The sequence below is a fragment of the Peribacillus sp. FSL M8-0224 genome, from assembly GCF_038003055.1.
In the GTDB taxonomy this organism is placed as follows: Bacteria; Bacillota; Bacilli; order Bacillales; family DSM-1321; genus Peribacillus; species Peribacillus frigoritolerans.
The window spans coordinates 1,349,460-1,367,940 of record NZ_JBBOOJ010000001.1; the positions used below are offsets into that span (position 1 = coordinate 1,349,460).

Annotated in this window: 16 protein-coding genes; all 16 read left to right on the forward strand. The window is 41.0% G+C overall.

Going from position 1 to position 18,481, the window contains the following annotated elements:
• The first annotated feature begins 36 nt into the window (after positions 1–36).
• Positions 37–492: a chemotaxis protein CheW gene (locus MKX49_RS06610; RefSeq protein ID WP_251538984.1), complete on the forward strand. Its 456-nt coding sequence runs from the start codon at positions 37–39 to the stop codon at positions 490–492.
• A 4-nt stretch (positions 493–496) separates the two neighbouring features.
• Entirely contained in the window at positions 497–1,135 is a 639-nt protein-coding gene (locus MKX49_RS06615) for a chemotaxis protein CheC (protein WP_048684797.1), read from the forward strand.
• A complete protein-coding gene (locus MKX49_RS06620) occupies positions 1,128–1,631 on the forward strand; it encodes a chemotaxis protein CheD (RefSeq protein WP_323598865.1) in 504 nt (167 codons plus the stop codon). The genes MKX49_RS06615 and MKX49_RS06620 overlap by 8 nt, the downstream gene beginning before the upstream one ends.
• A gap of 125 nt (positions 1,632–1,756) precedes the next feature.
• Positions 1,757–2,521 (forward strand): FliA/WhiG family RNA polymerase sigma factor, encoded by a 765-nt coding sequence (locus MKX49_RS06625; RefSeq protein ID WP_252269222.1) that lies wholly within the window; start codon positions 1,757–1,759, stop codon positions 2,519–2,521.
• 259 nt (positions 2,522–2,780) lie between these two features.
• The gene (locus MKX49_RS06630; protein ID WP_340875772.1) at positions 2,781–3,386 is read left to right on the forward strand and encodes a DUF6115 domain-containing protein; all 606 of its coding nucleotides are present in this window, start codon (positions 2,781–2,783) and stop codon (positions 3,384–3,386) included.
• A 154-nt stretch (positions 3,387–3,540) separates the two neighbouring features.
• A complete protein-coding gene (gene rpsB, locus MKX49_RS06635; protein ID WP_034313644.1) occupies positions 3,541–4,254 on the forward strand; it encodes a 30S ribosomal protein S2 in 714 nt (237 codons plus the stop codon).
• 308 nt (positions 4,255–4,562) lie between these two features.
• The gene (gene tsf / locus MKX49_RS06640) at positions 4,563–5,447 is read left to right on the forward strand and encodes a translation elongation factor Ts (protein WP_034313641.1); all 885 of its coding nucleotides are present in this window, start codon (positions 4,563–4,565) and stop codon (positions 5,445–5,447) included.
• A gap of 125 nt (positions 5,448–5,572) precedes the next feature.
• On the forward strand, positions 5,573–6,295 hold the full coding sequence (pyrH, locus tag MKX49_RS06645) for a UMP kinase (RefSeq protein WP_034313639.1): 723 nt from the start codon (positions 5,573–5,575) through the stop codon (positions 6,293–6,295).
• A 3-nt stretch (positions 6,296–6,298) separates the two neighbouring features.
• The gene (frr, locus tag MKX49_RS06650) at positions 6,299–6,856 is read left to right on the forward strand and encodes a ribosome recycling factor (protein ID WP_048684777.1); all 558 of its coding nucleotides are present in this window, start codon (positions 6,299–6,301) and stop codon (positions 6,854–6,856) included.
• A gap of 400 nt (positions 6,857–7,256) precedes the next feature.
• The gene (locus MKX49_RS06655; RefSeq protein ID WP_340875774.1) at positions 7,257–8,030 is read left to right on the forward strand and encodes an isoprenyl transferase; all 774 of its coding nucleotides are present in this window, start codon (positions 7,257–7,259) and stop codon (positions 8,028–8,030) included.
• Between the two features lie 25 nt (positions 8,031–8,055).
• Positions 8,056–8,853, forward strand: a complete 798-nt coding sequence (locus MKX49_RS06660; protein ID WP_063596537.1) for a phosphatidate cytidylyltransferase — start codon at positions 8,056–8,058, stop codon at positions 8,851–8,853.
• A gap of 43 nt (positions 8,854–8,896) precedes the next feature.
• Complete coding sequence (dxr, locus tag MKX49_RS06665) at positions 8,897–10,057, forward strand: 1-deoxy-D-xylulose-5-phosphate reductoisomerase (RefSeq protein ID WP_251538993.1); 1,161 nt, start codon at positions 8,897–8,899, stop codon at positions 10,055–10,057.
• A gap of 7 nt (positions 10,058–10,064) precedes the next feature.
• Positions 10,065–11,333, forward strand: coding sequence for an RIP metalloprotease RseP (gene rseP / locus MKX49_RS06670; protein ID WP_048684772.1), 1,269 nt, complete (start codon positions 10,065–10,067; stop codon positions 11,331–11,333).
• A gap of 270 nt (positions 11,334–11,603) precedes the next feature.
• Positions 11,604–13,304 carry a proline--tRNA ligase gene (locus tag MKX49_RS06675; protein ID WP_340875777.1) on the forward strand — a complete coding sequence of 567 codons (1,701 nt, stop codon included), beginning with the start codon at positions 11,604–11,606 and terminating at the stop codon, positions 13,302–13,304.
• 165 nt (positions 13,305–13,469) lie between these two features.
• A complete protein-coding gene (locus MKX49_RS06680) occupies positions 13,470–17,792 on the forward strand; it encodes a PolC-type DNA polymerase III (RefSeq protein WP_340875779.1) in 4,323 nt (1,440 codons plus the stop codon).
• Between the two features lie 192 nt (positions 17,793–17,984).
• On the forward strand, positions 17,985–18,458 hold the full coding sequence (rimP, locus tag MKX49_RS06685; protein WP_048684765.1) for a ribosome maturation factor RimP: 474 nt from the start codon (positions 17,985–17,987) through the stop codon (positions 18,456–18,458).
• Positions 18,459–18,481: the final 23 nt, after the last annotated feature.

Sequence of the window (18,481 nt, forward strand, 5' to 3'; positions counted from 1 at the left end):
CACAATCATCATTAGTTTATTAAAGGAGGGGAATAGATGTCGGAGGATATGAAAGTAATCGTATTTCAAATAAAGGATAAGGAATATGCAATTCCAGTGGATAAGGTCAGCGGCATTGAAAAGCTACTGCATATTACCAGGGTTCCAAAGGCTTTAAAATTCGTTAAGGGAGTCATAAATTTAAGGGGGGTAATCACTCCAATTATTGATTTACGGGTTCGTTTTGATTTTGAAGAGGTGGAATACGATGAATCAACAAGGATTATCATCGTCATTCTGGATGATATGGAGGTGGGGTTAATAGTGGACTCTGCCAATGATGTTTTGGATATTCCAGTGGAGAGTATCGAACCTCAGCCTGAAGTTGTGGGACATTTGGCTTCAGAATACATTAGCGGAGTGGCTAAAATTGAAAAGCGACTGCTTGTCCTGATTAATTTGGAGAAGGCCTTAAGTCTTGAAATGACTGAAAATATGTTAAGAGAAGGATAATCATATGTCGTTCATTGAGAAAATCAACACTCTTCAGCTCGATATTTTGAAGGAAATCGGTAATATAGGTGCAGGAAACGCAGCAACTGCACTTTCTGCCATCCTTAATAGGAAAATTGATATGAATGTTCCTAATGTCCGAATCGTTTCCTTTGATGAAATGATGGAAATGGCTGGCGGGGCCGATCACGTCGTGGCCAGCGTTTTTCTTAGAATAGAAGGTGATGCTTCAGGAAGTATGTTTTTTATCCTTTCACTACCTGTAGCCCAATACTTGATTCGTAGGATGACTGGTGATGAAACCTTTTTGATGGAATCCGCACCCTATACTGAATTGGCACTCTCTTGCCTTCAGGAATTAGGGAATATTTTATCGGGATCCTATCTCTCTGCCCTTTCTGATTTTACCCGATTGAATATCTATCCATCCGTTCCTTCCTTGAGCATCGATATGGCAGGGGCAACGATCAGTTATGGGTTATTGGAATTATCTCAAGTAAGTGACGCGGCCATCGTCATTGAAACTGTACTTGAAAAGGACCAGCTTTTTGCTGACTCGGTTAGTGGTCATTTCTTTTTATTACCTGATCCCGAATTTTTTGATATCATTTTTTCCGCCTTAGGAGTCTCACCTAATGACTGAATCGGTAAAGGTCCAGGTTGTTAAGGTTGGAATAGCTGATATGAATATAATAAAACCTCCCTATACGATTCGTACTTCAGGTTTGGGATCGTGTGTCGGTGTTGTGATTTATGATGAAAAAAAAGAAATTGCAGGTTTGGCCCATATCATGCTTCCAGACTCTTCACTCGCTAAATCGGGACAGATCAACGTTGCCAAATTTGCAGATACGGCGATAAACGAATTAGTGCAGGTATTAGTAAAAGAAGGCGCAAGAATGCCATTCCTAAAAGCGAAGCTGGCTGGCGGAGCACAAATGTTTCAATTTGCCTCCGGAGGGGATTTAATGAGAATCGGACCCCGGAATGTGGAAGCTGTCCGGAAAGGGTTATCTGACTTGCGGATTAGAATCGTTGCCGAAGATGTTGGCGGAAATAGCGGAAGAACGATTGAATTCAATTTAAATGATTGTCTGCTAAATATACGGACCGTTACAAAAGGGACTAAAAACATATAGGATCGGATTTGACTCTTTAAAAACCAAAATATGACAGATGTATTTGCAACCGAATTATTATTGCATATATGGCTTTAAGGGCCGTATTGATCACAAATCGTATAACAATGTTAGGAGGATGTCCAATGTCTCATCTGACCATCGAAGAGGAGCAGTTATGTTGGAAAAATTGGGTGGATTGCAGAGATCCGCTAGCCGGGGACATTTTGGTAAAGAAATACATACCTCTCGTATCGTACCATGTTCAACGTATTTCAGTAAGTCTTCCTAAAAATGTGAGCCGGGATGATATAAGGAGTTTAGGGATGATGGGGTTATTCGATGCCCTGGAACGTTTTGATACGAAGCGTGACCTCAAGTTTGACACATATGCATCATTTAGAATTCGTGGTGCCATTTTAGATGGATTAAGAAAAGAGGATTGGCTTCCACGGAGTGCAAGAGATAAAGCCAAGAAAATTGAATCTGCAATAGAGAAGCTGGAGCAGCAATACATGAGGAACCTTTCGCCAAATGAAATTGCCGCTGAATTGAATATTCCGGAAGATGAAGTATATGCTGCATTAAATGAGAATTTCTTTGCCAATGTACTATCTATGGATGAAAATCCCCAAGAGGACGATAAAGAAAGCGTGAATTTTCATATTAAAGATGAAAAGGCTGATTTACCTGAGGAGCATGTGTTAAGGGATGAACTGTATGAGGAATTAGCCAAAGTCATTGAAACCCTAAATGAAAAAGAACAGTTGGTTTTACAGCTTTTTTATAAAGAAGAACTGACGTTAACCGAAATCGGACAAGTGATGAGTTTATCTACGTCACGGATATCCCAAATTCACTCGAAAGCGATTTATAAATTAAGAAATACGATGCAAGATCAAAAGATTTAATGAAGATATTTTCATTGAAGAGGCTATGGAGTCTGGAAGGCATAAGAGATTCCTATTGATCGAAGAAAGCCGTATAAATCAACTTGATAGAATTTTTAGGGATACTTTCATCAATAAATATTTCGAAATCACAGAATGTTCGAATTGTACTTTGTCAAGAAGAGCATAGGAAAGTAATCAAGAAAAAAACAACAGTGAAAAAAGATCCCCATCCGCTAAAGGTAACAGGATTGACTATTCCGGTTAATTAGGAGGCAGCATGTCAGCATTTTTTATATTTCTGTTGTTTATATTGAACATATTCACCATTTTTGCCATCATCGTTTTATATCTTCGGCAAAATCGTTTAAGTAAGTTGGAAAAAGACCAAAAAGCCGTCATTGGAGAAATGGAACAACTTTTGTCTGGTTATTTAATGGAGATAAAGGAGGACAACGAGACACTGGTAAAGGCAATCAACAATTCGGTGGCGATGAATCCTGAGCATGGACAAAAAGGACAAGAACATGGTTCAATCAAAGAAACTAAGGAAGAAAAACAAGAAAAACAAGAACAAAACATTCTGCTAGAGTATAAAGCGGGAAGTCGTGCCGCCGCTAAAAAGCAGGCGATTAACGCTTATAAAATAATGCCTGAAGAAAATGAGGCCAATGCTTTACCCGTAAAAGTCGAGGACAAATTGGAACTTGCATCGGCTGCCATGGAATTTTCGGACATGCTGCAGGCTTCGTTAAATGAACGGTCATTAAATGAAAAAGTGGATATGTTAGCGGATCAAGGACATTCAGTGGTTGAAATCGCCAAAAAGTTAGGTCGCGGTCAAACGGAGATAGAGCTATTACTAAAGTTTCGCATGAATAGATAAACTTATCTCTTGATTGTGCAGAGTCATTATGATATATTATGAAATGGTGTTAATACACACGCCCCGTGATTCTTGCAGATGGTGCTGTTACGACAGTTTCTGTATGAAAATGATCGGTGCGGAGGAAAAACAAAACCATTTAGGAGGAACTAAAATGTCAGTCATTTCTATGAAACAATTGCTTGAAGCTGGTGTGCATTTCGGACACCAAACACGTCGCTGGAACCCAAAAATGAAGAAATATATCTTCACTGAGCGTAACGGCATCTACATCATCGACCTTCAAAAAACAGTTAAAAAGGTTGAAGAAGCTTATAACTTCGTGAAAGAACTAGCTGCTAACGGCGGTACTGTTCTTTTCGTCGGAACTAAAAAACAAGCTCAAGAATCTGTTAAAGAAGAAGCTATCCGTTCTGGTATGTACTATGTAAACCAACGTTGGTTAGGTGGAACTTTAACAAACTTTGAAACAATCCAAAAACGTATCGCTCGTCTTAAAGATATCGAAAAAATGGAAGAAAACGGAACTTTCGAAGTCCTTCCTAAAAAAGAAGTTATCCAACTTAAAAAAGAATGGGATCGCTTAGAGAAATTCTTAGGCGGTATTAAAGATATGAAGACTCTTCCAGATGCGATCTTCGTTATCGACCCACGCAAAGAGCGTATTGCTGTTGCGGAAGCACACAAATTACACATTCCACTTGTTGGTATCGTTGATACAAACTGTGATCCGGATGAAATCGATGTAGTTATTCCTGCGAATGACGATGCAATCCGTGCTGTTAAATTATTAACAGGTAAAATGGCAGATGCTATCTTAGAAGCTAAACAAGGCGAAGAAACAGCAACTGAAACAACTACTGCTTAATAAGTAAAAAAGGTTGCTTATTCAGTAAGAAAAAAGGTGATAAGAGGATAATGCCTTTTATCCCTTTTTTTTGCACTAAATAAACATACATAAAATCACTGTACTGAATGTCATTTTTAAAAGGTATGGGCGATTTTTAAGGGATGAAAATCATCTGCTGGTTTAGTTCCGTCATATTGACTGAAAATGTGGATGTTTTTCGAAAATATTGTCAAAGCTCGTTATTTTCTTTGATGATAACAAGTATTTTTTGGCAATAATGGGTAAAGATTGAATAAACTGCATTTAATTTGAGGAGGATATATATTATGGCAATCACTGCACAATTAGTTAAAGAATTGCGTGAAAAAACTGGTGCCGGTATGATGGACTGTAAAAAGGCACTTGTACAAACTGAAGGCGATATGGAAAAGGCAATCGATTTCCTACGTGAAAAAGGAATTGCAAAAGCTGCTAATAAAGGCGACCGTATCGCTGCTGAAGGTTTAACTTCAATCGTTGTTGAAGGAAACCAAGCGGTTATTCTTGAAGTGAACTCTGAAACTGATTTCGTTGCTAAAAACGAAGGCTTCCAAATTCTTGTTAAGGAATTGGCTGGGTTCCTTCTTGCGAACAAACCTGAAAGCGTTGAAGCTGCTCTTGAGCAAACAATGGAAAATGGAGCAAAAGTTGCAGATCATATCAATGCTGCTGTTGCTAAAATTGGGGAAAAATTAACTCTTCGCCGTTTCCAAGTCGTTTCTAAAACAGATAACGATGCATTTGGTGCATACCTTCACATGGGTGGACGCATCAGCGTACTATCAGTTCTTGAAGGTACAACTGACGAAGAGGCAGCTAAAAGCGTTTCAATGCATATTGCTGCAATTAACCCTAAATATATCTCTCGCGACCAAGTGGATGCTAGCGAATTAGAACGCGAACGCGAAGTTCTTACGCAGCAAGCTCTTAATGAAGGAAAACCTGAAAAAATCGTTGCGAAAATGGTTGAAGGACGTATCAATAAATTCTACGAAGAAATCTGTGTTAACGAACAAGCTTTCGTTAAGAACCCTGATCAAAAAGTGGGACAATTCGTTGAATCAAAAGGTGGAAAAATCCAATCATTCGTTCGTTATGAAGTAGGGGAAGGTCTTGAAAAACGTCAAGAAAACTTCGCTGAAGAAGTAATGAACCAAGTTAAAAAAGACTAATTGTCAGATAATTAATAATGGGGAACACTCTTGTGTTCCCTATTTTTTGAAATGTCATGAATTTTTGGCAGTATTGCAAGAAAGCATGATGAACGAATGAAAAGATTACATAGTTGGAGGTTCTCATGAGTAACGCTAAATATAAACGTGTCGTTCTAAAACTAAGTGGTGAAGCATTAGCCGGTGAAGAAGGATTTGGAATTAACCCTGCAGTGATTAAATCCATTGCTGAACAAGTCAAGGAAGTGGCTGAGCTTGATGTGGAAGTGGCTGTTGTTGTCGGTGGCGGAAACATCTGGCGCGGGAAAATAGGCAGTGAAATGGGCATGGATCGTGCTAATGCCGATTATATGGGGATGTTGGCTACAGTCATGAACTCATTGGCATTACAAGACAGCCTTGATCAGCTTGGAATTGAAACGCGCGTGCAAACTTCCATTGAGATGAGACAAGTCGCAGAACCATACATTAGACGCCGTGCAATCAGGCATCTAGAGAAAAAGAGAGTGGTGATTTTTGCAGCTGGTACAGGTAATCCATACTTCTCAACGGATACCACTGCCGCCCTGCGTGCTGCAGAAATTGAAGCTGATGTCATCTTGATGGCGAAGAATAATGTGGATGGCGTATACAATGCAGATCCGGTTAAAGACAAAAATGCAGTGAAGTATGATAAACTTTCCTATCTTGATGTGATTAAAGAAGGGTTAGAAGTAATGGATTCAACTGCGTCCTCACTATGCATGGACAACGATATTCCATTGATCGTCTTCTCGATCATGGAAAAAGGTAATATTAAACGGGCCGTTTTAGGCGAAACGCTTGGAACTATTGTAAGGGGGAAATAAAAGATGCCGAAACAAGTTATTTCGAATGCGAAAACGAAAATGGAAAAAGCCATTGGAGCGTACACACGTGAATTAGCAAGCATCCGTGCCGGAAGGGCAAATGCCTCATTGCTTGATAGAATCTCGATTGATTATTATGGTTCGCCGACACCAGTTAATCAGGTGGCTGGTATTTCTGTCCCGGAAGCTAGACTATTAGTCATTCAACCATATGATAAAACGGTATTGGGTGAAATCGAAAAGGCGATTTTGAAATCAGACTTAGGCTTAAATCCTTCTAATGATGGATCGGTCATCAGGATAGCCATCCCGGCGTTAACTGAAGAGCGCAGAAAAGAGCTTGTGAAAGTTGTGAAAAAAGAAGCGGAAGAGGCGAAAATAGCTGTCCGTAATGTGCGTCGCGATGCTAATGATGATTTGAAAAAGCTTGAAAAAAGTGGTGAAATCACTGAAGATGATTTACGTGGCTATGCTGATGACATCCAAAAGATGACAGATGGCAATATCACGAGAATCGATGAAATTACAAAAGATAAAGAAAAAGAAATTTTGGAAGTATAATTTCCATTGAAGTATTGATTAAATAAAGAGGGCCGAATCCATACTGGGTCATGTCTTGGTGCTAACATATAGGTGTGCTTAAAGGAGAAAACTGTTATAATAAGGTTTCTCCGATAATGATTACTCCTTGAGTTAGTATGTTGCATGCAAACGTTGGAGGTGGTCCTTTTTTTGCATTTTTCATGGCAGTCATAATCGGTTTTAGAAAAAAATAAGGAATGATTTCTCCCTTTCAAGCTTCTAATGAAGAAATAATTTTCATAATAATAATATGAGAACCAGTTTTTTTTTGATATTATAATATAGATTCTTTTTAAGCGGCAGAAAGCTTGATATACATAGTGCACGAAAAACTTTGCCTTTGTAGAGAGATAAGTACAACCTGATGGGGGACTAACATATGTATTCACTTTGGAAGCGTTTCGTTAAAAAAGATGCTTCTTCCGATGTAACAAATAGGATTCAGCATATTAAACAGTTTGATGTTCCTCAGCATATCGCCATCATTATGGATGGGAACGGCCGTTGGGCCAAAAAGCGTGCATTGCCACGTGTGGCGGGTCATCATGAAGGAATGAAAACCGTTCGTAGAATTACGAAAGTTGCCAATAAATTAGGGGTCAAAACTTTGACGGTCTATGCGTTTTCCACTGAAAATTGGAAACGTCCGAAAAGTGAAGTCGACTTTTTGATGAAGCTGCCCCAGGAATTTCTTGGGACTTTTTTACCCGAGCTCATTTCCGAAAATGTTAGAGTTGAAACGATTGGGGACTTGTCACTCATTCCGTCACATACTCAAAGTGCCGTTAAACGGGCAATGGAAGACACGAAAGAAAATGATGGGATGATTCTGAATTTTGCCCTGAACTATGGAAGCCGTGGGGAGATTGTATCTGCAGTGAATAGCATCATTCAAGATGCTAAGAATGGTATAATAAAGGAAAATGTAACGGAGGAAATGGTATCCAGTTACCTGATGACCAAACATTTGTCGGATCCTGATTTACTGATCCGTACAAGCGGTGAAATCCGTTTAAGTAATTTCATGCTTTGGCAGTCTGCTTATACGGAGCTGTGGTTTACTGAAGTGCTGTGGCCGGATTTTAGTGAAGAGCATTTATTGCAGGCAGTTGAGGAGTATCAAAAGCGTTCACGAAGATTCGGTGGCGTTTAATGTAGAAGGCGAGGAAAATGGAATAATGAAACAACGAATTATTACGGCGGTCGTAGTTGCCGCTATCTTCATTCCACTAGTCATTTTAGGGGGCACTCCCTTTTTACTGACGGTTTATCTGTTAGGTTCAATTGGTTTATATGAACTGATGAAAATGAAAAAGTTACGTGTACTTTCTTTTGAAGCAATTCTTTCTCACATATTATTGTGGGTGCTTTTATTGCCTAATGAGCATACCGCTTTTTTGGCAGAAATTAATTATGATAAAGTTCAAGTATTCTTAATCGGGGTTTTGCTGCTGTTACTTTATACAGTCGTTTCAAAAAACCGTTTTACCTTTGATGACGCAGGCTTTCTAGTGATTTCAATCCTATACTTGGGCATAGGTTTCTACTTCCTATTTGAAACACGTGACTCTTTGGGGTTGGGGCTGATTTATATCCTGCTTACCCTATTTACGATCTGGGCAACTGATTCCGGAGCCTACTTCATTGGTAAATCGCTTGGTAAAAGAAAGCTGTGGCCGGAAATAAGTCCAAACAAGACGGTGGAAGGATTTATCGGCGGGTTAATATCCGCGATGGTGGTGGGTGTTCTATTTTACGCCTTCTCCAGCCTTGATTACACGTTATTACAATTATTATTGATTTCATTAATCATTGGGGTATTCGGCCAATTGGGTGATCTCGTCCAATCGGCGTATAAACGTCATTATGGCGTAAAGGATTCAGGGAAGCTTCTCCCGGGACATGGTGGAATTTTGGACAGGCTAGATAGTGTGATCTTCATTTTACCGATTTTGCATTTATTGCATGTTTTATAATATAAATATAGGCAAGCGTTATATGAATTAGGAGATGAACAATTTGAAAAATATCAGCCTTTTGGGCGCGACAGGATCGATTGGTCAACAAACAGCGGATGTAGTTAGGTCCCATCCAGATCAATTCAAGATCGTGGCGCTTTCTGCTGGAAAGAATATAGAATTGGTCAGGACTTATATACAAGAGTTTGAACCGAAACTGGTTTCAGTCCAGACGGAAGAAGATTATCATGTTTTGAAATGTGAATTCTCCAACCGCAAAGATATCGAGTTCATGTATGGGGATGAGGGATTGACTGCTGTTGCTGTTTATGGTCAGGCGACGATATTGGTCAATGCCGTCATCGGAAGCGTGGGTCTTTATCCGACACTTCAAGCAATAAAGGCTAAAAAGGATATTGCAATCGCCAACAAGGAGACGTTGGTGACGGCAGGTCATTTGGTCATAAGTGAAGCAAAAAAAGCGGGGGTCAGATTGCTGCCGGTTGACAGTGAGCATTCCGCTATTTTTCAGGCACTGCAAGGTGAAAAGGAAAAAAATATAGAACGTCTTGTCATTACTGCTTCAGGAGGCAGTTTTCGAGATCGGACCAGGGAAGAATTGAAGGATGTAACGGTGGAAGAGGCACTGAACCATCCGAACTGGTCAATGGGAGCTAAAATCACGATCGATTCAGCATCAATGATGAATAAAGGTTTGGAAGTGATTGAGGCCCATTGGCTATTCGATCTTCCCTACGATAAAATTGATGTATTGCTACATAAGGAGAGCATCATCCATTCCATGGTTGAGTTTCATGACTCCAGCGTGATAGCACAACTGGGGACACCGGATATGCGGGTACCGATACAATATGCACTTACTTATCCAGACCGTATTCCGCTGGCAGGTCGCAAACGATTGAACCTTGCTGAAGCAGGCAAACTGCATTTTAGGGATATGGATTTCACCAGATATCCTTGTTTGCAATTCGCTTATAAAGCAGGTAAAATGGGCGGAACGATGACTACTGTGTTAAATGCCGCCAATGAAGCCGCAGTCTCTGCATTCTTATCTGGAAAGGTAACCTTCCTTGAAATTGAGACATTGATTGAAAAAGCGCTGAATCAGCATTCCGTCATAGCCCTTCCAGATTTAGAAACGATTCAGGAAGTCGATAATATGACAAGGCAGTATATAGAATCTTTAGTGAAAGATAGGTGACCGGAACATGCAGACTTTAGAAACGATTATAGCGTTCATCATCATTTTTGGAGCTCTAGTATTTTTCCATGAGCTTGGGCACTTAGTGTTTGCAAAGCGAGCAGGAATCTTATGCCGTGAGTTCGCAATCGGTTTCGGGCCAAAAGTATTCACATATAAAAAGAAGGAAACCGTTTATACCATCCGATTGCTTCCTCTTGGCGGTTACGTGCGTATGGCCGGTGAAGATGCAGAAAATATAGAATTGAAACCCGGCTATCGGGTGGGGTTAATGTTCGATAATGATGAGAATGTTACAAAGATCATTTTGAACAATAAAGATAAATATCCTGATATTCGTCTTGTGGAAGTTGAAGTGATCGACCTTGACCATAAACTGATCCTTACTGGTTATGAAGAGGGCGAGGAAGATACACTAAAAACGTTTACCATCAATAAAGAAGCTGTGATCGTTGAAAATGGTGTAGAGAACCAGATTGCTCCTTTTGACCGGCAATTTGCCTCAAAATCGCTTGGGCATCGTTTTCTGACGATTGTAGCTGGTCCGGCAATGAATTTCGTTTTGGCTTTTGTCATTTTTGTGCTGATCGGCCTGTTTCAAGGTGTCGTGGTGGATGAAGCGAAACTTGGTGAGTTGACTCCGGATGGTTCGGCTGTAAATGCCGGTTTAAAATCGGGAGATGTCATTCAATCCATAGAAGGGACGGAAGTCTCCACTTGGGGAGATGTTCAGGAAAGCATTCAGAAGAACCCTGGGCAAGAGATCGAGTTCGTCGTTGACAGGGACGGGAAAACATTAGAAGTACCGGTTGTTCCACAAGAAGTGGAAAGGGAAGGGAAGAAAATCGGGATTATCGGTGTTTACCCTCCAGTTGAAAAAGCACCGATTAAAGCTATACAATATGGTTTTACAGAAACGTATTTTTGGACAAAACAAATCTTCATCATCCTTGGTGATCTTGTAACGGGCGGATTTACGATCGACAGTTTATCTGGTCCTGTAGGCATATATAAATCAACTGAGGAAGTGGCGAAACAAGGTTTATTCACGTTAATGAAATGGGCAGGGCTGCTCAGCATTAATCTGGGAATCATGAACCTGCTTCCACTGCCGGCATTGGATGGAGGAAGACTGTTATTCTTTGTGGTCGAATTCTTAAGAGGGAAACCAATTGACCGTCAAAAAGAAGGGATGGTCCACTTCATCGGCTTTGCTTTGCTGATGTTATTGATGATCGTCGTTACCTGGAATGACATCCAGCGATTCTTCCTGTAAGACATGTTTGGATAATGCAAAAACTGGCCAGCAGAATTATCTGTTGGCCGTTTTCTTATCTGAAGGGATTGCCTAGTTTTTTAATCGTTTTGGGGAAATTGTTTGTTTTCTAGGGAAATCGTAAGTATAATCGAGAATGAGTATATTAAATTAGCTTTTCTGAATGACCGGAAAGTCTTTTTTGTATGAAATGACCGTATTAAAATGTTGCGGTATCAAAATTTACCGAAGCTGCAAGTAATTTAAAGGAAATATTGAAGAGGTGCAAATATGAAACAAAGTATGACGTTGATCCCTACATTGAGGGAAGTGCCTGCAGATGCTGAAATCAAAAGTCATCAGCTGCTATTGCGTGCAGGATTTATGAGACAAAATTCCAGCGGGGTTTATAGTTTTATGCCGCTTGGAAAAAAGGTGCTTCAAAAGGTTGAGGCGATCGTTCGGGAAGAACTGGAAAATGCTGGTGCAGTGGAACTGTTGATGCCGGCTTTACAACAAGCCGAATTCTGGCAGGAATCTGGACGCTGGTATACTTATGGTCCAGAGCTGATGCGGCTTAAGGATCGCAACAACCGTGAATTTGCGCTTGGTGCCACACATGAAGAAGTGATAACCAGTTTAGTTCGCGATGAGGTGAAATCCTATAAGCGTCTTCCATTGACGGTTTACCAAATCCAAACCAAATTCCGTGATGAAAAAAGACCGCGTTTCGGATTGCTGCGTGGACGTGAGTTCATCATGAAGGATGCTTATTCTTTCCATGCTAATCAAGAAAGCCTGGATGCTGTATATAAAAATTTATTTGCGGCATATTCGAATATATTTAGCCGTTGTGGGTTGAACTTCCGTGCGGTCATTGCCGATTCTGGGGCAATGGGTGGTAAGGATACACATGAATTCATGGTCCTGTCTGAAATAGGGGAGGATACCATCGCTTATTCGGATACTTCCGATTATGCAGCCAATATTGAAATGGCACCTGTGAATGTAAAATATGAAAAAAGCGGCGAAGAACAAATTGCACTTGAAAAAATTCATACACCGGGTCAAAAATCGATAGAAGAAGTTGCTGCATTCCTGAATACCGATGCAGCGAAACTAATAAAATCATTATTGTTTAAAGTGGATGAAAAGTATGTGCTAGTTTTGGTACGAGGAGATCATGAAGTCAATGATATCAAGCTGAAGAACTTCTATAACGCTTCAATCGTTGATTTGGTCGATGCAAATGAGACGAAGGAAGTCTTGGGATGTGCAATTGGATCTCTTGGACCAATAAATGTCACTTCTGATGTGGAAGTGATTGCGGATCTTGCCGTCGAAGCCATGGTTAATGGAGTTTGTGGTGCAAATGAGGAAGACCACCATTATGTGAACGTCAATCCCGCTCGTGATTTTAACGTGGCCAATTATATAGATCTTCGTTTCATCCAAGAGGGTGATCCATCACCCGACGGAAACGGAAAAATTAAATTTGCCAAAGGGATTGAGGTAGGCCACGTATTCAAGCTGGGAACAAAATATTCCGAAGCTATGAATGCGACATTCCTGGATGAGAATGGGCGGTCGCAGCCAATGATCATGGGATGTTATGGTATTGGGGTTTCCCGTACACTTGCAGCTGTCGCTGAACAATTCAACGATGAAAAAGGATTGGTCTGGCCAAAGAATTTAGCGCCATATCAAGTCCATTTGATTCCAATCAATATGAAGGATGAGGCTCAGGCTGCCCTGGCAGAAGAATTATATAAAGATTTAAAGGGACAAGGCATGGAAGTTCTAATGGATGATCGTCAAGAACGTGCGGGCGTAAAATTCGCAGACTCCGACTTGATCGGTCTTCCTGTCAGGGTGACTGTTGGTAAAAAGGCATCCGACGGAATTGTCGAAGTGAAAATCCGCAAAACGGGTGAGGTTCTTGAACTTGAAAGAGCTGAACTAACTCAAAAGCTTCACGAAATACTGGGATAATTTAAAAATGGGGGAACTAGGCATCATTCAATAGGATGATGCCTTTCCTTTTCATGGATTTGGATACTAGTGAAACATTCATGATATGTTATAATAGCCTCTGATATCAAAAAGAAAATGATAGTGAATAATATCTAAAGAGATAGTAGATAGGGGAGAGAGGGAATGGATCAAAATCCAAATAGCGGTAGAGAGAGATTTCAACTCTTGCTCCAGCAAATGGACTTGACCGAGGATGCCTTTGTAAATTATTTCATAGGTGCCGAAATTGATAAACTCTCAATCGAGAGGGAGTCCAAAACATGGCATTTTGCCTTTAATATACCTGCATTGATTCCTTGCAGTGTTCATACAAGACTTGCTACTCATCTAGCAAGTACGTTTTCCCATATTGCAAAGGTCACATTCATCTTGAATGTGGCCAATCCGCAAGTGACCGAACAATTGGTAAAAGAGTATTGGAAAAACTGCATTGGCGAGCTTGAAGGCATGTCTCCAGCACTGTTATCGCTCCTGAATGAACAAGTGCCAACGGTAAATGGATATAAGCTTATCGTAAGCGCCCGAAATGATACGGAAGCTGGTCAGCTGAAACGAAAATACTCCGGCATCATTTCGAATATCTACCAAACATTCGGTTTTCCTCCGTTGACACTTGAAGCGGAAGTGAAGGAAACGGTGTCGAATCCTGATTACCAAAAGTTTTTGGAAGAGAAACAAAAGGAAGACGCGGAAAAAGGACTTGCTGCGCTAGTGGAAATGCAGAAGAAAGAATCGGAAAAAGGCGGCGACGATGGCGTCTACGAAGGACCGGTTAAAATTGGCTATACGATTAAAGAAGATGCGGATTTCCGCAGAATCGAACAAATTATCGATGAAGAGCGCAGGATTGCTATCGAAGGATTCGTATTTGATGCAGAAGTGCGTGAGTTGCGAAGCGGACGAAGCCTGCTGACATTTAAAGTCACGGATTATACGAGCTCGATATTGGTCAAAATGTTTTCGCGTGATAAAGAAGATGCTGCCATACTTGCCCGAGTGAAAAAAGGGATGTGGGTACGTGCCCAAGGAAGCATCCAAAATGATACATTCGTACGTGACCTTGTAATGATCGCAAATGATATAAATGAAATCTCTAAACAAGGACGGCAGGATAAGGCCCCAGAAGGAGAAAAGCGTGTAGAACTGCATATGCATACCCCAATGAGCTCGATGGATGCAGTGACACCTACTTCAGCGCTTGTTGCCCAGGCTGCAAAGTGGGGGCATAAGGCTGTTGCCATTACAGATCATGCGGGAGCACAATCATTCCCTGAAGCTTATAGTGCCGGGAAAAAGAATGGTATCAAAATCCTTTATGGCGTCGAAGTGAATCTTGTAAATGATGGTGTACCCATCGTTTATAATGAGGCCCATATCGCTTTGGCAGATGCCACCTATGTTGTGTTTGACGTAGAGACGACGGGTCTGTCAGCCGTTTATGATACGATCATTGAATTTGCTGCAGTGAAAATCCGTGACGGTGACATCATTGATCGATTCGAGTCATTTGCTAATCCGCATCACCCACTATCCAATACGACGATAGAATTGACTGGAATCACTGATGACCTTGTAGAAAATGCTCCAGAAGTCTCGGAAGTGCTGGAAAAGTTCAAGGACTGGGCGGGCGATGCGATTCTGGTTGCCCACAACGCGGCCTTCGATATGGGGTTTTTGAATATAGGTTATAAAAACTTGGGTTATCCTAAAGCTTCCAATCCAGTGCTTGATACATTGGAACTTGCCCGTTTCTTATATCCGGAGTTTAAAAATCACCGGTTAAATACATTATGTAAAAAGTTCGATATTGATTTGACCCAGCATCATAGGGCCATTTATGACGCCGAAGCAACAGGTTACCTTATGCTGAAGATGCTGAAGGATGCAATGGAAAAGGAGATTACCCATCATGATCAACTTAATGACAATATGGGTAAAGGAAATGCTTACCAGCGTTCCCGGCCGTCCCATTGTACGTTGATCGCGCAAACACAGGCTGGCTTAAAAAACCTTTTTAAATTAATTTCAATATCACACATCGATTATTTCTATCGTGTGCCTCGATTACCGCGCTCACAACTTAAAAAGTATCGTGAAGGAATCCTGGTCGGATCGGGATGTGATAAAGGGGAAGTTTTTGAAGGGATGATGCAGAAGGGTTTTGAGGAAGTCGTCGATATCGCCGAATTCTACGATTATCTTGAAATCCATCCGAAGGAAGTGTATCAGCATTTGATTGAGCTTGAATATGTACGGGATGATAAATCATTAGAAACGATCATCTCCAATATCGTCAAGCTTGGTGAAAAGCTGGACAAGCCAGTCGTAGCCACGGGAAATGTGCATTACTTGGATCCGAATGATAAAATTTACCGTAAAATCCTTGTGAATTCACAAGGCGGCGCAAACCCGCTGAATCGTCATAAGCTTCCTGACGTACATTTTCGGACAACAGATGAAATGCTGCGGGAATTCTCCTTCCTCGGCTCCGAGAAAGCCAAAGAGGTCGTGGTAACCAACACGAATAAAATCGCTGATATGATTGAAGAAATCAAGCCAATCAAGGATGAATTATACACACCTAAAATTGAAGGTGCAGATGAAGAGATGCGTGAAATGAGTTATGGCATGGCAAGGAAGATTTATGGAGAAAACCTGCCGGAAATCGTGGAAGCCCGTCTTGAGAAAGAATTGAAAAGCATCATCGGCCACGGTTTTGCCGTTATTTATTTAATTTCCCACAAGCTTGTTAAAAAATCATTGAATGATGGTTATCTAGTTGGCTCAAGGGGATCGGTTGGATCATCTTTCGTTGCCACCATGACTGAAATTACAGAGGTGAACCCTCTTCCGCCGCATTATGTATGTCCTGAGTGCAAGAAATCCGAATTCTTCAATGACGGTTCTGTAGGTTCCGGGTTTGACCTGCCCGATAAAGACTGTCCCGATTGTGGTATCGCTTATACTAAAGACGGGCATGATATCCCGTTTGAAACTTTCCTTGGATTTAAAGGGGATAAGGTTCCGGATATCGACTTGAACTTCTCCGGTGAATATCAGCCGAAGGCCCATAACTATACGAAGGTCTTATTCGGTGAAGAATATGTATATCGTGCCGGAACGATTGGTACGGTTGCTGAAAAAACGGCTTATGGATATGTAAAAGGGTATTCCTCTGATAATAACATCCATATGCGCGGAGCCGAGACCGATCGCCTTGTTGCCGGTTGTACTGGTGTGAAAAGGACGACTGGACAGCACCCGGGCGGAATCATCGTCGTTCCGGATTATATGGATATCTATGATTTCACACCAATTCAGTTCCCTGCGGATGACCGGAATTCAGAGTGGAAAACAACTCACTTTGATTTCCATTCCATTCACGATAATATTTTGAAACTTGATATACTTGGACACGATGATCCGACTGTAATCCGGATGCTTCAAGATTTAAGTGGCATCGATCCAAAGACCGTTCCTACCGATGATCCGGAAGTAATGAAAATATTCAGCAGTACTGAATCTTTAGGGGTTACCGAAGAACAGATCATGTGTAAAACGGGTACGCTAGGCATCCCGGAATTTGGTACGCGTTTTGTCCGGCAGATGCTTGAAGATACGAAACCTACTACTTTTTCCGAGCTTGTTCAGATTTCAGGCCTTTCCCACGGTACGGATGTATGGCTGAGCAATGCACAGGAACTGATCCACAACCGGATCTGTACACTAAGTGAGGTTATTGGCTGCCGGGATGATATTATGGTCTATCTGATCTATCAAGGTCTCGATCCTTCCCTGGCGTTTAAAATCATGGAATCTGTACGTAAAGGGAAAGGGCTCTCGGAGGAATTCGAAGAGGAAATGAGGAAAAATGAGGTGCCGGAATGGTATATCGATTCATGTAAGAAGATTAAATACATGTTCCCGAAAGCCCATGCTGCAGCTTACGTCTTAATGGCTGTCCGGATTGCCTATTTTAAAGTGCATCTGCCCTTATTATATTATGCGGCCTATTTCACAGTACGTGCCGATGATTTTGAAATCGACGCCATGACACGGGGATCGCAAGCGATCAAAGCAAAAATGGAAGAAATCATGGTTAAGGGATTGGATGCATCCACAAAGGAAAAGAATACATTGACGGTTCTTGAACTAGCTTTGGAAATGTGTGAACGAGGATATTCATTCGCTAAAGTGGACTTGTACAAATCCAGTGCAGATCAATTCCTAATTGAAGGAAATACTTTGATTCCGCCTTTCAATTCGATTCCAGGTCTTGGAACGAATGCGGCGATCAATATCGTCAACGCGAGGGGAAATGGTGAATTCCTCTCCAAAGAAGACCTTCAACAGCGGGGTAAGGTTTCGAAGACCATCCTTGAATACCTTGATAAACAAGGCTGTCTGGAGTCATTGCCTGAACAAAATCAGTTATCTTTATTTTAAAGAGGAAACGGATTTCAAAAAGGAAGAAACAGACATGATATTTGCATAAATATCTTGATTATGGTATATTTTTATTGGAAATACTAAGAGGAACCAATGGCAAGAGTGGGGAAACCCACTCTTTCGTGTTGTAATGACCATTTATTTTGAATCCGAAACCAAGCGCATACAACGCACGTATGGAGGAAACAAATGAGTAAAAAGGTAACGGAAGTCGTAGAGGAATTAGCATTACCAATTCTAGAAGAATTGCAGCTTGAATTAGTCGAAGTGGAGTATGTGAAGGAAGGTAAAAGCTGGTTCCTTCGAGTGTACATTGATAAAGAAACAGGCGTAGATATTGATGATTGCGGAAATGTGAGTGAAAAACTCAGTGAAAAGCTTGATGAGGTTGATCCGATTCCACAAAATTATTTTCTCGAAGTTTCATCACCCGGAGCTGAAAGGCCTCTGAAAAAAGAGAAGGATTTCCTTAATGCTATCGGTAAAAATGTTTACATAAAAACATACGAGCCCATTTTAGATGAAAAAGAATTCGAAGGAATCTTAACCAGTTTCGATGGTGAAGAAGTGACACTCGAAGTCAGAATCAAGACAAGAAAGAAAACGATCGTCATACCATTCGAAAAGGTAGCCAAAGCAAGATTGGCGATTACCTTCGCTTAAGTCAAGCAAATCATTAATTTAAA

Bases quoted from the DNA above. Each gene is read 5' to 3' on its own strand.
- MKX49_RS06655 (WP_340875774.1), top strand. From the start codon at position 7,257: ATGTATTCACTTTGGAAGCGTTTCGTTAAAAAAGATGCTTCTTCCGAT.
- MKX49_RS06660 (WP_063596537.1), top strand. From the start codon at position 8,056: ATGAAACAACGAATTATTACGGCGGTCGTAGTTGCCGCTATCTTCATT.
- MKX49_RS06680 (WP_340875779.1), top strand. From the start codon at position 13,470: ATGGATCAAAATCCAAATAGCGGTAGAGAGAGATTTCAACTCTTGCTC.
- MKX49_RS06615 (WP_048684797.1), top strand. From the start codon at position 497: ATGTCGTTCATTGAGAAAATCAACACTCTTCAGCTCGATATTTTGAAG.
- rpsB (WP_034313644.1), top strand. From the start codon at position 3,541: ATGTCAGTCATTTCTATGAAACAATTGCTTGAAGCTGGTGTGCATTTC.
- tsf (WP_034313641.1), top strand. From the start codon at position 4,563: ATGGCAATCACTGCACAATTAGTTAAAGAATTGCGTGAAAAAACTGGT.
- MKX49_RS06620 (WP_323598865.1), top strand. From the start codon at position 1,128: ATGACTGAATCGGTAAAGGTCCAGGTTGTTAAGGTTGGAATAGCTGAT.
- MKX49_RS06625 (WP_252269222.1), top strand. From the start codon at position 1,757: ATGTCTCATCTGACCATCGAAGAGGAGCAGTTATGTTGGAAAAATTGG.
- MKX49_RS06610 (WP_251538984.1), top strand. From the start codon at position 37: ATGTCGGAGGATATGAAAGTAATCGTATTTCAAATAAAGGATAAGGAA.
- rseP (WP_048684772.1), top strand. From the start codon at position 10,065: ATGCAGACTTTAGAAACGATTATAGCGTTCATCATCATTTTTGGAGCT.
- frr (WP_048684777.1), top strand. From the start codon at position 6,299: ATGCCGAAACAAGTTATTTCGAATGCGAAAACGAAAATGGAAAAAGCC.
- rimP (WP_048684765.1), top strand. From the start codon at position 17,985: ATGAGTAAAAAGGTAACGGAAGTCGTAGAGGAATTAGCATTACCAATT.
- pyrH (WP_034313639.1), top strand. From the start codon at position 5,573: ATGAGTAACGCTAAATATAAACGTGTCGTTCTAAAACTAAGTGGTGAA.
- MKX49_RS06675 (WP_340875777.1), top strand. From the start codon at position 11,604: ATGAAACAAAGTATGACGTTGATCCCTACATTGAGGGAAGTGCCTGCA.
- MKX49_RS06630 (WP_340875772.1), top strand. From the start codon at position 2,781: ATGTCAGCATTTTTTATATTTCTGTTGTTTATATTGAACATATTCACC.